Origin of the sequence: Kitasatospora sp. NBC_00039, assembly GCF_045160625.1 — a bacterium.
GTDB lineage: Bacteria > Actinomycetota > Actinomycetes > Streptomycetales > Streptomycetaceae > Kitasatospora.
The window spans coordinates 1,602,838-1,616,698 of the sequence record NZ_CP108289.1 but is presented as its reverse complement, the minus strand read 5'-3'; the positions used below and the strand labels follow the sequence as shown (position 1 = coordinate 1,616,698).

Annotated in this window: 10 protein-coding genes, 1 pseudogene and 1 riboswitch; of the genes and pseudogenes, 6 read left to right on the top strand and 5 right to left on the bottom strand. The window is 74.1% G+C overall.

The window, feature by feature from the left end:
- Positions 1 to 12 precede the first annotated feature (12 nt).
- On the bottom strand, positions 13 to 1,551 hold the full coding sequence (locus tag OG286_RS07340; protein ID WP_396322566.1) for an MFS transporter: 1,539 nt from the start codon (positions 1,549 to 1,551) through the stop codon (positions 13 to 15).
- A gap of 311 nt (positions 1,552 to 1,862) precedes the next feature.
- Positions 1,863 to 2,022: riboswitch (cyclic di-AMP (ydaO/yuaA leader) on the top strand.
- A 4-nt stretch (positions 2,023 to 2,026) separates the two neighbouring features.
- Between OG286_RS07340 and OG286_RS07335 the strand changes: the two genes are divergently transcribed.
- Positions 2,027 to 3,079: a peptidoglycan DD-metalloendopeptidase family protein gene (locus OG286_RS07335; RefSeq protein WP_396322565.1), complete on the top strand. Its 1,053-nt coding sequence runs from the start codon at positions 2,027 to 2,029 to the stop codon at positions 3,077 to 3,079.
- Between the two features lie 390 nt (positions 3,080 to 3,469).
- On the opposite strand, the gene OG286_RS07330 is transcribed toward OG286_RS07335, so the two are convergent.
- Positions 3,470 to 4,189 (bottom strand): DUF2470 domain-containing protein, encoded by a 720-nt coding sequence (locus OG286_RS07330; RefSeq protein WP_396322564.1) that lies wholly within the window; start codon positions 4,187 to 4,189, stop codon positions 3,470 to 3,472.
- Positions 4,190 to 4,384: 195 nt separating this feature from the next.
- On the opposite strand from OG286_RS07330, the gene OG286_RS07325 reads away from it, so the two are divergent.
- Positions 4,385 to 5,632 carry an MFS transporter gene (locus OG286_RS07325; RefSeq protein WP_405362620.1) on the top strand — a complete coding sequence of 416 codons (1,248 nt, stop codon included), beginning with the start codon at positions 4,385 to 4,387 and terminating at the stop codon, positions 5,630 to 5,632.
- A gap of 147 nt (positions 5,633 to 5,779) precedes the next feature.
- Here OG286_RS07325 and OG286_RS07320 read toward each other — a convergent pair whose 3' ends face one another.
- The 3 genes from OG286_RS07320 to OG286_RS07310 are packed head-to-tail and all read right to left on the bottom strand — an operon-like array spanning position 5,780 to position 8,121.
- A complete protein-coding gene (locus tag OG286_RS07320; protein ID WP_405364907.1) occupies positions 5,780 to 6,196 on the bottom strand; it encodes a RidA family protein in 417 nt (138 codons plus the stop codon).
- Between the two features lie 27 nt (positions 6,197 to 6,223).
- Entirely contained in the window at positions 6,224 to 6,976 is a 753-nt protein-coding gene (locus OG286_RS07315; RefSeq protein ID WP_396322561.1) for an IclR family transcriptional regulator, read from the bottom strand.
- Complete coding sequence (locus tag OG286_RS07310) at positions 6,973 to 8,121, bottom strand: sugar kinase (RefSeq protein WP_405362623.1); 1,149 nt, start codon at positions 8,119 to 8,121, stop codon at positions 6,973 to 6,975. Before OG286_RS07310 ends, OG286_RS07315 begins: the two co-directional genes overlap by 4 nt.
- 128 nt (positions 8,122 to 8,249) lie before the next feature.
- Here OG286_RS07310 and OG286_RS07305 point away from each other — a divergent pair, with 128 nt between their 5' ends.
- From OG286_RS07305 to OG286_RS07290, 4 genes and pseudogenes are all read left to right on the top strand, one after another.
- The gene (locus tag OG286_RS07305) at positions 8,250 to 9,563 is read left to right on the top strand and encodes an amino acid deaminase (RefSeq protein ID WP_396322559.1); all 1,314 of its coding nucleotides are present in this window, start codon (positions 8,250 to 8,252) and stop codon (positions 9,561 to 9,563) included.
- Between the two features lie 59 nt (positions 9,564 to 9,622).
- A pseudogene (locus OG286_RS07300) lies at positions 9,623 to 11,294 on the top strand (amidohydrolase family protein).
- Positions 11,291 to 11,938 carry a bifunctional 4-hydroxy-2-oxoglutarate aldolase/2-dehydro-3-deoxy-phosphogluconate aldolase gene (gene eda / locus OG286_RS07295; RefSeq protein WP_396322557.1) on the top strand — a complete coding sequence of 216 codons (648 nt, stop codon included), beginning with the start codon at positions 11,291 to 11,293 and terminating at the stop codon, positions 11,936 to 11,938. The pseudogene OG286_RS07300 and the gene eda overlap by 4 nt, the downstream one beginning before the upstream one ends.
- Before the next feature lie 287 nt (positions 11,939 to 12,225).
- Positions 12,226 to 13,848, top strand: a complete 1,623-nt coding sequence (locus OG286_RS07290) for an alpha-amylase family glycosyl hydrolase (protein ID WP_405362625.1) — start codon at positions 12,226 to 12,228, stop codon at positions 13,846 to 13,848.
- Positions 13,849 to 13,861: the final 13 nt, after the last annotated feature.

Here is a 13,861-nt window from a genome sequence, read left to right as displayed (position 1 = left end):
CTCCGCTGCCGGTCAGGTGGCGGGGCCCTCGGGCGTTTCGGGGGCCCGCGGGGCGGACGCCCCGGCGGCGAGGTGGCCCGGGTCGAGCGGCGGGGCGTTGGTGGCGCAGGAGTAGCGGCAGTCCGGCTCGGCCACCGGGTGGTCCTCGGCGGCCAGGACGTTGCCCCGGACGGTCGTGAAAGCGGTGAGCCCGCCCGTGACCAGCAGCCCGGCGCAGATCAGCATCGCCGTCCGGAAGGCGGAGTTCACGGAGGAGGGCACCTGGTAGGCGTCGCCGCTGAGCCCGGCCAGTGCGGGCAGCGCGGCGACCGCGAGCAGGCCGGCCGCGCGGGCGGCGGCGTTGTTGACGCCGCTGGCGATGCCCGCGTGCCGGACCTCCACCGCCGCCAGCACGGTCGCGGTCAGCGGTGCCACCAGCAGGACCATCCCGCAGCCCATCACGGTGACGGCCGGCAGCACGTCCGTCCAGTACGAGGCCCCCGGGCCGATCCGCAGCATCAGCATCACGCCGGCCGCGCAGATCAGCGGGCCCACGGTGAGCGGCACTCGTGGGCCGATCCGCTTGCCCAGCCGGCCGGCCCGGGCGGAGAGCGCCAGCATCAGCACGGTGATCGGCACCAGGGCCAGCCCGGAGACGAGCGGCGAGAAGCCCGAGACGATCTGCAACTGCACGACCAGCAGGAAGAACACCCCGCTGAAGGCGGCGTAGACGCAGAGGGTGACCAGGTTCACCGCGGTGAACAGCCGGGAGGAGAAGAGGCCGAGCGGCAGCATCGGCTCCGGGGTGCGGCGCTCGACCACGACGAAGGCCGCGCCCAGCAGCAACCCGGCCGCGCCGGTCAGCCAGACCCCGGGGGTCAGCCCGTCGCCGGCCGCGGTCAGGGCGTAGGTGACGGAGCCGAGGGCCAGCGCGGCCAGCGCCGCGCCGAGCACGTCGAACCGGCCGGTCGCGCTCTCGTCCCGGCTCTCCGGCACGTGCCGGGACGCCACGGCCACGACCACCGCGGCCAGCGGGATGTTCAGCAGGAAGATCCACCGCCAGCCGGGGCCGTCCACCAGCCAGCCGCCGAGGAAGGGGCCGACCGCGGCCGACACCCCGCCCAGGCCCGACCAGAGGCCGACCGCCGTCGAGCGGTCGTCCGGGTGGTAGACGGCCTGAAGCATCGCCAGCGAGCCGGGGGTGAGCAGCGCCCCGCCGACGCCCTGGACCGCGCGGGCGGCGATCAGCACGTCGATGGTGGGCGCGGCGGCGCAGGCCGCCGAGGCGACGGCGAACCAGATGACGCCGAGCAGGAAGACCCGGCGCCGGCCGTAGCGGTCCCCGAGCGCGCCGCCGAGCAGGATCAGCCCGGCCAGGGTGAGCAGATAGGCGTTCAGAGTCCACTGCAGCGCGGCGAGCGGGGCCCCGAGATCGGTGCCGATCCGGGGCAGGGCGACGTTCACGACCGTGCCGTCGAGCATCGCCATGCTGGAGCCGAGCACCGTCGCCAGTAGTACCCAGCGGCCCTGCGCGGTGCCCAGGCGCAGGGTGCCGGCCTCGGAGTTGGTCACGGCCCGATCGTCCGCCCCGGGGGGCCGACGTGACAAGGGTCACCGGGGGTGTGTCGGTGAATGGCTTTCCGTAGGTGATCGCATGCGGACGGACACCGAAATCGGCGGAGCGTCGTGGATCAGTGGCGCGCGGTGAATCGATTGTGCACGTACTGTGCAGCCGATCATTCGGAGTGTCACCGTCATCCCGGCTTTTGTTGCCCGTTCAAGAGATCGACATTGCTTCACCCGATCGGATGGGCTTTAGTTCAGCGACCGCCCGGCGTTGGCCCGGGTGGCCACCGGGTGGAACGCCTAGTCCTGCCGCTGCCCGGTGGTACGAACTGAACTCTGTACGGCAGGAGCGGGGGACCCAAAGGTAAGTCGCCGGACCGGAATTCACGGTCCGGCTTGGGGTGAAGTCGCGCATGCGGCCGGGCAACTCCAGCCCGAACCCGACAGCTCACCTCGCAGGCGTCGGAGAGGAAATTCCCACATGCCCGCACAGGCTCGTCGTATCGCCCTGCCCCGCGCCGCCCGCATCGGTATCGCCACCGCCGTCACCGGCGCCGCGTTCGCCCTTCCGCTGGTGACCACCATCAGCGCCCAGGCCCACACCGCCCCGGCCGCGAAGCCCGCGCAGACCAGCACCTGGACCGGCGCCACCAGCGTCGACGCCGCCCCGGCCGCCGCTGCTCCGGCCGCCGCTGCTCCGGCCGCCGCCGAGGCCGCCAAGCCGGCCGCCGCCCCGGTCGAGGAGAGCTACAAGGTCGTCGGCGGGGACACCCTGTCGAAGATCGCCAACGCCAAGCACGTCGACGGTGGCTGGCAGGCGCTGTACGACCACAACCGCTCGGTCGTCGGCTCCAACCCGAACCTGATCTTCCCGGGCCAGAAGCTCGCGCTGGGCGCCAAGGCCGCCGCCGCTCCGGCCGCCGCCGAGGCCGCCAAGCCGGCCGCCCCCGCCAAGCCGGCCGCCCCCGCCAAGCCCGCCTCGCAGGACTCGGCGAAGCCGGCCGCCGCCCCGAAGCCGGTCCAGGCCGCCAAGCCCGCGCAGGCCCCGGCCGTCAAGCCGGCGCCCGCTGCCGCCAAGCCGGCTGCCCCGGCCACCACCCCGGCCCCGGCCGCGGTGGCCAGCACCTCCGGCTACGTCGCCCCCGTCGCCAACCCGAAGCTCGGCACCGCCTACGGCGTGGCCGGCTCGATGTGGGCCTCCGGCCACCACACCGGTGCCGACTTCGTCGCCTCCACCGGCACCCCGCTGCGCGCCATCGCGGCCGGCACCGTGGTGAAGGCCGGCAACGGCGGCGCCTACGGCAACGAGGTCGAGATCAAGCTCGCCGACGGCAAGTACGCCCAGTACGCGCACCTGTCCTCGATCGGCGTGAAGATCGGTCAGACCGTCACCGCCGGCCAGCAGATCGGCCTCTCCGGTGCGACCGGCAACGTGACCGGCCCGCACCTGCACTTCGAGATCCGCACCGGCTCGGAGTACGGCTCGGACATCGACCCGATCGCCTACCTGCGGGCGCACGGCGTCTCCATCTGACCTTCGGGCAGAGACCACCGCAGGGTGCGGGGCGTACGACCTCCCGGGATGGTCATGTCGGGTGACCGCTCGACCGGGTGATCGCCGCACCACCGGCGGAACAACGGGCGCGGGACACGCCCAGGCCGGCCCGGCTCGCGAAGCTACTTCGCGGGCCGGGCCGGCCGTTGTCGTTTTCCGGGGAGCTTCCTGTGCCGATGCTCGACCCGGTTTTCGCCGCCTCGGTTTTCGCCGCCTCGGGTCTCGACCGGGTTCTCGACGCGCTTCACGCCTCGGTTCTCGGCCGGGTGGCGGTCCGGTGGCGTTCGGTGGCGGGTCCGGCTTCCGGCCCGGTGCCGGGGGCCCGGGTCGGCCCGTACGTCGGTTCGCGCTGCCCGCCCGCCCGCCCGGTCAGAACCGGCGGGCGGGCAGTCCGCTGTGGGCGGCGGTCAGCAGCTGGTGCAGCCGGTGGCCGAACTCGTCGGCGTCGCGGGCCGGTTCGGGGAAGACCAGGCGGACGTCGCGGTGGCCGTTCGGGTGGGCGAGGCGGAGCACCAGGCCGTACCGGTCGAGCGCGAGGGGGCGGATCTCCGGGCGGCCGGCGAGGAGTCGGGGGTCGATGAGCCGGGTGAGCACGGCGAGCGCGTCGCGGTGGTCGTCGGCGAGGTGGGTGAGCAGGCCGGCCTCGTACGGGGCGAGCGGGTCGGGCACGGCGAGGGCGAGATCGGCGCCGGTGAGGGCACTGGTGCCGTGCGGGGTGGCGAGGACGGCGTGGGCGACGTCCAGGCGGAGGTGGACGCTGATGCCGTCGTCGGCGAGGTGGGCGAGGCGGAGCCGGCCGGCCAGGGTGAGGCGGCCGCGGACCCGGTCGCGCACGGCGACCGGGGCGATGTCGGTGAGGTCCAGGACGACGGCGAGACCGTCCGGTTCGCGGGTCACGGCGAGGGTGAGCGGCGAGTCGAGCGGTGCGCTCAGGCGCAGCCGGGAGCCGTGCACCGCGACCGGGGTGTCGAGGTCGTGATGCTCGCCGCAGGCGCGGACCACCACCGAGGAGGTGGCGCCGAGCAGGCTGCAGACCCGTTCGGCGGCGGTGGGCTCGGACACCTCGACGTCGGTGGGGCTGGGGCTCATGACGACCTCCGAGTTAGTTAGGTGAGCCTAACCTAATGAGTTTGCCGGATGGGGGCAAGGTGGGCGGGGCGACTTCGGGGTGAGTGTGCAAGCGGGTATAGGCCGCGCTTGCAACTATCTGCCGAGCGGCCGTATTGTCGACGCTGGTAGTTGCATACGCAACGTTCTCTGTTTGCTCCGGAAAGCGGTTCCCTCATGCCCCTCGCGCTCCTGGCGCTGGCGATCAGTGCCTTCGGCATCGGTACCACCGAGTTCGTGATCATGGGCCTGCTGCCCGAGGTCGCCGGAGACTTCTCGGTCTCCATCCCCACCGCCGGCCTGCTCATCTCCGGCTACGCGCTCGGCGTGGTGGTCGGCGGGCCGCTGCTCACCGTCCTCGGCACGCGCATTCCCCGCAAGGGGATGCTGCTGATGCTGATGGGCCTGTTCATCGCCGGCAACCTGGTCTCCGCCGTCGCCCCCGCCTTCGGGCTGCTGCTCGTCGGCCGGGTGCTCGCGGCCTTCGCGCACGGCGCCTTCTTCGGCATCGGTTCGGTGGTCGCCGCCGAACTGGTCGCCCCGCACAAGCGGGCCGGCGCCATCGCCCTGATGTTCACCGGGCTCACCGCCGCCAACGTGCTCGGCGTCCCGATGGGCACCCTGCTCGGCCAGCATTTCGGCTGGCGCTCCACCTTCTACGTCGTCGCGGCGCTCGGTGTGATCGGCTTCGCCGGGATCGCCGCGCTGGTGCCCGTCCAGCCACGCGCCGCGGACACCCGGCTCGGCCCCGAGCTGGCCGTCTTCCGCAAGCCGCAGATCTGGCTCGCGCTCGGCATGACGGTGCTCGGCTGGGGTGGCATCTTCGCGATGTTCACCTACATCACGCCGATGATGACCGAGATGGCGGGCTTCGCCGACTCCAGCGTCACCTGGCTGCTCTTCCTGTTCGGCGTCGGCCTCTTCGTCGGCAACCTGCTCGGCGGCTGGTTCGCCGACCGCGCACTGATGCGCAGCCTGTACGTGATCCTCGCGGTGCTGGCGGTGCTGCTCTTCGCCTTCACCTTCGCCGCGCACAGCAAGGTGGGCGCGATCGTGGCCATCCCGCTGATCGGCGTCTTCGGCTTCGCGACCGTCGCGCCGTTGCAGAAGCGGGTGATGGACCAGGCCGCGGGCGCGCCCACGCTGGCCTCGGCCGCCAACATCGCGGCCTTCAACCTGGGCAACGCGCTCGCCGCCTGGCTCGGCGGGCTGGTGATCTCGGCCGGGCTCGGCTACGACGCGCCGAACTGGGTGGGCGGACTGATGGCCGCCGTCGCCCTGGGCATCGCGCTGTTCTCCGGTGCGCTGGAGCGCGGGGCCGACGGCGTGGACACCGGCGGTGTCGGCGTCGGTGTCGGCGTCGGTGGCAAGGTCGTGGCGCGCGGTGGCACGGCGGCCGAGGAGACGGTCACCGCGGGGCGGTGAGCCGGTGATCCGGTGCGTGGTGCACGGCGTGGGGTGGCCCGTGAGCGCGGTGACCCGTGACCCGGTGGCCCGGTGCGGGGTGCTCCGGTGGGTGATGCGGAAGGGCCCGGACGGTCGGTCGTCCGGGCCCTTCGCGGGTGTGGCCGGTCAGCCGATCACGGCCTGCGCGTCGATCTCGACCAGCATCGGCTCCTGCGGCAGCTCTACGAAGATCGTGGTGCGGCAGGGCTTCACCCCGCCCGGCTTGATGTTCTCCTCGATGAACTCGGCGTAGACCTCGTTCATCAGCGGGAAGTCGGCCCGCTTGGTGAGGTAGACGCGGAACATCACCACGTCCTCGACGGTGGCGCCGCCGGCCTCGACGATCGCCTTGACGTTCTCCAGCGTCCGGCGCGTCTGCGCCTTCACGTCGCGGTGGTGCAGGTACTCGCCGGTGGCCGGGTCCTGCGGGCCCTGGCCGGAGACCTGGAGGATCGGGCCCTTGCGGACGCCCTGGGAGAACATCCAGGCCGGGGCGGGGGCGCCGTCCGTGCGGATCTCGGTCTTCTGGATGGAGTCGGTCATGAGCTTCCTCTGGTCGGCGGCGGGCGGTCAGCCGGCCGGGGGCGTCTGCCCGCAGTCGGCGGAGATGGCGCGGGTGGTGGCGAGCAGCTGCGGCAGCAGTTCCAGCACCTGTTCGTAGGGGAGGACGACGTCCGGGACGGAGATCGAGGCGGCCGCGACGACACGTCCGCCGGCGTCCCGGATCGGGGCGGCCACGCAGTTGATGAACGCCTCGTGCTCGGCGTGGTCCTGCGCCCAGCCCTGGGCGGCGACCTTCTCCAGCTCGGCCATCAGGGCCTCGGGGGTGGTCAGCGTCCGGGCGGTGTGCGGGGTGAAGTCGAGGCCCGCCACCACGCGGCGCCGCTCGACAGCCGGCAGGTCGGCCAGCAGCACCTTGGAGACGGCCGCGCTGTGCAGGGCCGCGCGCAGGCCGATCCGGGAGTACATCCGCACCGGGTGGCGCGAGTCGTACTTGTCGATGTAGACGACCTCGCCGCCCTCGTACGCGGCCAGGTGCACGGTCTGGCCGGTGGCGGCGTTCAGCTCGGCCAGGTGCGGTGCGGCGATCCGGCGGACGCCGCGCTGCTCCAGGGCGAGCCCGGAGAGTGCGAAGAGGCCGGCGCCCAGGTGGTAGCGGTAGGCCGGGTCGCGGTAGACGAATCGTTCCTCTTCGAGGCTCTGGAGCAGCCGCAGCACCGTGGTCTTGTGCACGCCGAGCACCTCGGCGAGCTGGTCCAGGGAACGCTCGCCCTCGCCGAGCTCGGCGAGGATGCGCAGGGCGCGGGTGACGGTCTGGCTCATGGGGCTCCAAGGGCCGGGGAAGGAGCCGGTAGCGGGTCTGTGCCCGCCCCGGGGCGTGCGGCTGCCCCCGCGGTCGTCGGCAGGACGGGCGACACGATGCCGTCCGCCGACACTCGGGTCGCCGCCCAGTCCGCGGTGGAGGCGGCCAGCAGGGCGTCGACCGCGGGCGCCGGCGGCAGCTCGGCGTGGTCGCCGTGGGCGGTCAGCGCACAGGCGGCGCTGAGGTGGCCGAGCCGCAGCCGGCGGCGCTGGTCCAGGCCGCGCACGGTGCCTGCCAGGTAGCCGGCCGCGAAGGCGTCACCCGCTCCGGTGGCCTCGACCACCTCGACGGCGAGGGCAGGCTCGGTGACGGCCGTACCGTCCCGGTCCAGCGCGGTGACCAGCCGGGCGGCGTCCTTCACCACCACGGTCGCCGGGGAGGGGAAGCGGCGGCGCAGCGCCCGCGGGTCGCCGGTGCCGAAGGCGGCCTCGGCCTCGTCGGCGCCGAGCAGCAGCACGTCGGCGGCGTCCAGCAGTGGCGGCAGTACGGCCGGGTCGCGGTCGCGCCAGAGGGCGGGGCGCCAGTTGAGGTCGAAGCTGACCAGCCGGCCCGGCCGGCGATCGGCGAGCAGGGCGCGCAGCAGGGACAGGCAGTCGTCGGACAGGGCGGCGGTGATGCCGGACAGGTGCAGCAGGCGGGCGCGGGTCAGCAGCCGGGCGGCCGCCGGGTCGGCCAGCAGGGCGGGCGAGAGCGTGGCGGCGGCCGAGCCGCGGCGGTGGTAGTGCAGGCGGCTGCGCCCGGGCCCGAGGTCGTGGCGGCTGCCGGTGGTGCCGCCGACCTCCTTGAGGTACAGCCCGGTCGGGCGGTACCGGTCCACGGTGACCGCGGAGACGTCCACCCCGCGGGCGGCGACCTCGGCGAGCAGGCGGCGGCCGAAGCCGTCGTCGCCGACCCGGCTGATCCAGGCGCTCGGCACGCCGAGCGCGGCCAGCGCGCCCGCCACGTTGGACTCGGCGCCGCCGACGGCGAGACGGAAGTGCTCCACCGACTCCAGCGGGCCCGGCCGGTCCGGCAGCAGCACCGCCATCGACTCGCCCACGCAGACCGCCGTCGGAGACGTGGGCCGCGGGGCGCCCGAGCTCGCGGCGGGATCCTGTCGGGGCATCAGCTGGGCTCCTCGCGTGCTGCGGCGGCCGTTCCGTTGACCTTGGTCCGGCGCCGATGCTAGAACCGTGCTGCCAGCATGTGCAACCCTCGTTGCACATGTTGCAACACGGTAGATGGAGGAAGACGGTGGACCAGACCTTCGCAGGCACCTTCGCAAGCACCGGCACCGGGCCGGCGATCGACACCGGCAAGGTGGCGGCCCTGGCCGACGAGGTGCTCGACTGGCGCTTCAAGGCGCTGCCGCCCGCCGCCTTGGGCCTCAGTGCCCGTGACTACCTCGCCACCGGGCCCACCCTCGCCGGGCTCGGCACCCCGCTGCTCACCCTCGACGGGGCCGCCGTCGACCACAACGTGCGGACCATGGCCGACTGGTGTGCCAAGGCCGGCGTCGCTCTCGCCCCGCACGGCAAGACCACCATGGCGCCCGCGCTCTGGCAGGCGCAGCTCGACGCGGGCAGCCACGGCATCACGCTCGCCAACCTGCCGCAGGTCAGGGTCGCGCGGGCCTTCGGCGTACAGCGGATCCTGCTCGCCAACACCCTGCTCGACCCGGCCGGGCTCGGCTGGCTTGCCGCCGAACTGGCCGCCGACCCCTCGTTCGCCTTCGTCTCCTGGGTCGACTCCGCCGAGAGCGTCCGGCTGATGGACGAGGCGCTGCGGGCGGCCGGAGCCGATCGCCCGGTCGAGGTGCTGGTCGAACTCGGCGGCCCCGGCGGGCGCACCGGCACCCGCGGCGTCGACGCGGCGGTCGAGGTCGCCGCCGCCGTGCTGCGCGCACCCACCCTGCGGCTGGCCGGCATCGGCGGCTACGAGGGCGCACTCGCCCACGACGCCGGTGCGGACGGTCTGGCAACCGTCCGGAGCTACCTGCGGGACCTCGCCGAGCTGCACGGGCGGCTCTCCACCGCCTACGACGACGCTGCCGCGCCGCTGGTCACCGCCGGTGGCAGTGCCTACTTCGACCTGGTGGTCGAGGAGTTGAACGCCCTCCCGGAGGCCTTCGTGGTGCTCCGCTCGGGCGCGTACATCGCCCACGACGACGGCTTCTACCGCGGGATCTCGCCGCTCGTCCGAGGCGCCGGCGACACGCCGTTCCGCGGCGCGCTGCACGGCTGGGCCCGGGTGGTCTCCCGGCCGGAGCCCCAACTCGCCCTGCTGGACGCCGGGAAGCGAGACCTGCCGTTCGACGAGGGCATGCCCGAGCCGCAGCTGGTCCGGGGAGGGGCTGATCTGACCGGCACGACGGCGAGGATCACCGCGCTCAACGACCAGCACGCCTTCCTGCGCGACGCCGGCGACCTCGCCCCGGTCGGCGCCGTGCTGCGGCTCGGCATCTCGCACCCGTGCACCGCCTTCGACAGGTGGACGCTGATTCCGGTGCTGGACGACGCCTCCGCGCCGGAGCCGAAGGTCACGGGCCTGGTCAGGACCTTCTTCTGATGGCTGCGGGCCGGACGCGTGGTGGTCCGGTGCGTGGTGGTCCGGTGCACGGCGGTCCGATGCGTGGTGGTCCGGTGTACGACGGTCCGACGCTTGGTCGTCCTGAGGGCGGCGCTCCTGCGAGTGGTGGTCCGCTCGTCTTCAAGGGCGCCACCGTGATCGACGGCAGCGGCGCCGACCGGTACCGGGCCGACGTCCGGACCGACCGGGGGCTGATCACCGAGATCGGTCAGGGCCTGGGCGCCGCACGGGAGGTGGACGCCGACGGGCTGGTTCTGGCTCCCGGGTTCACCGACATGCACGCCCACTCCGACCTCGCCCTCCTGCTCGAACCCGAGCACCCGGCCAAGGTCACCCAGGGCGTCACCTGCGAAGTCCTCGGCCAGGACGGCCTGTCCTACGCGCCGGTCGACGACACCACACTGCCGGCGCTGCGCCGCCAGATCGCCGGCTGGAACGGCGACCCGGAGGGCTTCGACTGGGACTGGCGGACGGTGGGGGGAGTACCTGGACCGGCTGGACCGGACGGGTGCGGGCGTCAACGCCTGCTACCTCGTCCCGCACGGCACGCTGCGGATGCTCGCCGTGGGCTGGGAGAACCGGGCGCCGTGCCCGGCCGAACTCGACCGGATGCGCGCGCTGTTGGGGGAGGGGCTGCGGCAGGGGGCGGTCGGGATGTCGAGCGGGCTCACGTACACGCCGGGGATGTACGCCGGCACCGCCGAGCTGGTCGAGCTCTGCCGGGTGGTCGCGCAGTACGGAGGCTTCCACGCGCCGCACCAACGCTCCTACGGGGCTGGCGCGTTGGAGGGCTACGCGGAGATGGTGGAGATCGCCCGGCAGTCCGGCTGCCCCGTCCACCTGACCCACGCCACCATGAACTTCGGCGTCAACCAGGGGCGGGCCGGCGAACTGCTCGACCTGGTCGACCGGGCCCTTGCCGACGGCGTCGACCTCACCCTCGACAGCTACCCCTACCTGCCGGGATCCACCACCCTGGCCGCCCTGCTGCCCAGTTGGGCCACCGAGGGCGGCCCGCGGGCCACCCTGGCCCGGCTCGGCGAGCCGGACGCGCGCGAGCGGATCCGGTACGAGGTGGAGGAGAAGGGCAGTGACGGCTGCCACGGGGTGGTCGCCGACTGGGCGACCATCCAGCTCTCCGGCGTCCGGAACCCGGCGCTGGCCGGGGCCGTCGGGCGGACGGTGGCCGAACTCGCCGCCGAGCGGCGGCAGAGCGGGACGGACGTCTTCCTCGACCTGTTGCGCCGGGACGAGCTCGCCACCACCATCCTCCAGCACGTCGGCCACGAGGAGAACGTCCGGGCGATCATGCGCCACCGCGCGCACACCGTCGGCAGCGACGGCCTGCTGGTCGGCGCCCGCCCGCACCCGCGGGCCTGGGGCACCTTCCCCCGCTACCTGGCCCGCTACAGCCGGGAGTCGGGGGTGCTCACGCTGGAGGAGACCATCGCCCGGATGACCGGCCGCCCCGCCGCCCGGCTCCGACTCGACCGGCGCGGCCTGATCGCCCCCGGCCACCACGCCGACCTGGTCCTCTTCGACCCGGAGAAGGTCCAGGACACCGCCACCTTCGAGCATCCCCGGCGGCCCGCCGCGGGCATCGAGCACGTCTACGTCAACGGCACCGCCGTTGTCCGGCAGGGCCGCACCACGGGCGCCCGGCCCGGGCGCGCCCTGCGCCGAACCGACCGAGGGACCCGAGCCGCATGAGCCCCACGCCCGCCGTCCTCGCCCGCATGCGCGCCGTGCTGGCCGCTTCGCCCGTCATCGCCGTGGTTCGCGCCCCCCGGATACCCGACGCCGTCGCGCTCTGCGCCGCGCTCGCGGAGGGCGGTATCAATCTGACCGAATTCACCTACACCACACCGAATGTGACGGAACATCTGCGCCACGCCGCGCGGGAGGGCTGGCGGGTCGGGGTCGGCACCGTGCTGACCGTGGAGCAGGCGGAGGGGGCCCTCGCCGCCGACGCCGCGTTCCTGGTCACCCCCGGGCTCCGGCCCGACGTGGCCCAGCGCGCGCACGCCGCCAGGGTGCCGGTGGTGCTCGGCGCACTCACACCGACCGAGGTGGCGCAGGCGGTCGAACTCGGCGCCGCGGCCGTCAAGATCTACCCGGCCCGGGCGTTCGGCCCCGGTTACTTCAGGGACCTGCGCGGCCCGTACCCGGACGTCCCGCTGGTCGCATCCGGTGGCGTCAACGCGGGCAACGCCGCGGAGTTCCTGGCCCAGGGCGCCCTCGCGGTCTGCGCCGGGACGGATGTGGTGGCGCCGGACGTCGTCGCGGCCGGCGACTGGGCGGAGATCACCCGGCGGGCGAAGGCGTTCACCGAGGCGTGCGGGGCGGCCCGCTAGCGGTACGGCGCGTTCCGGTCAGGGCCGGTGCCGGTGCCGGTGCCGGTGGCGGGGTTGGGGCTTGGCCGGGTCGGCCGGTGCCGTGCCGGGCCTGGTCGGGGCCGGGGAGGGGCAGGGGCCGGGGCGGGGTCGGGGATGGGAGAGGGGGGAAGCGGGCGGTCGGGTCGGTCGGGTCGGGGAGGGGCAGGGGCAGGGGCAGGGAGTGGTGGATGCGGGCTGTCCGGACGGCCGGGATTGGACGAGAATCGGTAGACCCGGCCCCCGGACCCGGCAGGAGGATCCACCCCATGACCTCGACCCGCCCCGGCCCCGACTGGCTGGCCGACGCCGTCCTCTACCAGATCTACCCGCAGACCTTCGCCGACTCCGACGGAGACGGCATCGGCGACTTCGCGGGCATCGCCGACCATCTCGATCACCTCGCCTGGCTCGGCGTCGACACGGTCTGGCTCAACCCCTGCTTCGCCTCGCCGTTCCGCGACGCCGGCTACGACATCAGCGACTACCTCGCCCCGGCCCCGCGCTACGGCACCACCGAGGACCTCGCGGCCCTGGCCGAGGCGGCCGGCCGACGGGGCATCCGGTTCCTGCTCGACCTCGTCGCCGGCCACACCTCCGACCGCCACCCCTGGTTCCTCGCCGCCGCCGAGGACCGGTCCGACCACCGCTACATCTGGTCCGACCGCCCGGTCGACGGCTTCGTCGCCTCGCCCGGCAGCCGCCCCGGCTGGTACCGGCCGAACTTCTTCGACTGCCAGCCCGCGCTCAACTTCGGCTACGCGCGCACCCGTTACGACGAGCCCTGGCGCCAGCCGGTCGACGCCGACGGCCCGCGCGCCAACCGCGCCGCGCTGCGCGAGATCATGGCTCACTGGCTCGGCCTCGGCGTCGCCGGCTTCCGCGTCGACATGGCCTCCTCGCTGGTCAAGGACGACCCCGGGTTCACCGAGACCGCCAAGCTCTGGACCGAACTGCGCGACTGGCTCGACCGGAGCCACCCGCAGGCCGCCCTGTTCGCCGAGTGGGGCGACCCGGCCACCGCCGTCGCCGCCGGATTCCACGCCGACTTCTTCCTCCAGTTCGGCGGCGCCGACCGGGGCCTGCCGCTGCGCTCGCTCTGGAACAACAACGCCGGCACGGTGGAGGAGTACTGGAAGCAGGGCCCCTGCTACTTCGACGCCGAGGGCCTCGGCACCCCGCAGGTGTTCCTGGACGCCTGGCGCTCCGCAGCCGAACTCACCGAGGGCGCCGGGTACATCGCGCTCCCCACCGCCAACCACGACTTCTCCCGGCTCGCGACCGGCCCGCGCACCGCCGCGCAACTCGCCGCCGCCTTCGCCCTCCTGCTCACCTGGCCCACCCTGCCCGCCGTCTACTACGGCGACGAGATCGGCATGCGCTACCTGCCGGACCTGCCCGACGTCGAGGGCAGCGTGCTCGGTCCGCAGTACAACCGGGCCGGCTCGCGCACGCCGATGCAGTGGGCGCCGGGCCCGAACGCCGGCTTCTCCACCGCACCGGCCGAGCGCCTGTACCTGCCCGTCGACCCCGACCCCCGCCGGCCCGACGTCGCCACCCAGCGGGCCGACCCGACCTCGCTGCTGCACACCGTCCGCCGGCTGATCGCGCTGCGCCGGGCCCACCCGGGGCTCGGCGCGGAGGGTGGAGTGGAGGTCCGGCACGCCGGGTACCCGCTGGTGTACATCCGGGCGGGCCGGTACCTGGTCGCCGTCAACCCGCGGCGGGAGCCGGGCTCGGTGCCGCTCGGGTCGGTCGTTGCGCGGCCGGGCTCGGTGGCGGCGGGGCGAGGGTCGGTCGTTGCGCGGCCGCTGGACGTGCAGGGGGTGCGGGTGGTCGACGGGGAGCTGCTGGCGGAGGGCTTCTCGTACGGGGTGTTCGAGCTGGGCTGATGCCCGGGTGGGC

Bases quoted from the DNA above. Each gene is read 5' to 3' on its own strand.
- OG286_RS07310 (WP_405362623.1), bottom strand. From the start codon at position 8,121: ATGCCCCGACAGGATCCCGCCGCGAGCTCGGGCGCCCCGCGGCCCACG.
- OG286_RS07290 (WP_405362625.1), top strand. From the start codon at position 12,226: ATGACCTCGACCCGCCCCGGCCCCGACTGGCTGGCCGACGCCGTCCTC.
- eda (WP_396322557.1), top strand. From the start codon at position 11,291: ATGAGCCCCACGCCCGCCGTCCTCGCCCGCATGCGCGCCGTGCTGGCC.
- OG286_RS07320 (WP_405364907.1), bottom strand. From the start codon at position 6,196: ATGACCGACTCCATCCAGAAGACCGAGATCCGCACGGACGGCGCCCCC.
- OG286_RS07325 (WP_405362620.1), top strand. From the start codon at position 4,385: ATGCCCCTCGCGCTCCTGGCGCTGGCGATCAGTGCCTTCGGCATCGGT.
- OG286_RS07315 (WP_396322561.1), bottom strand. From the start codon at position 6,976: ATGAGCCAGACCGTCACCCGCGCCCTGCGCATCCTCGCCGAGCTCGGC.
- OG286_RS07335 (WP_396322565.1), top strand. From the start codon at position 2,027: ATGCCCGCACAGGCTCGTCGTATCGCCCTGCCCCGCGCCGCCCGCATC.
- OG286_RS07330 (WP_396322564.1), bottom strand. From the start codon at position 4,189: ATGAGCCCCAGCCCCACCGACGTCGAGGTGTCCGAGCCCACCGCCGCC.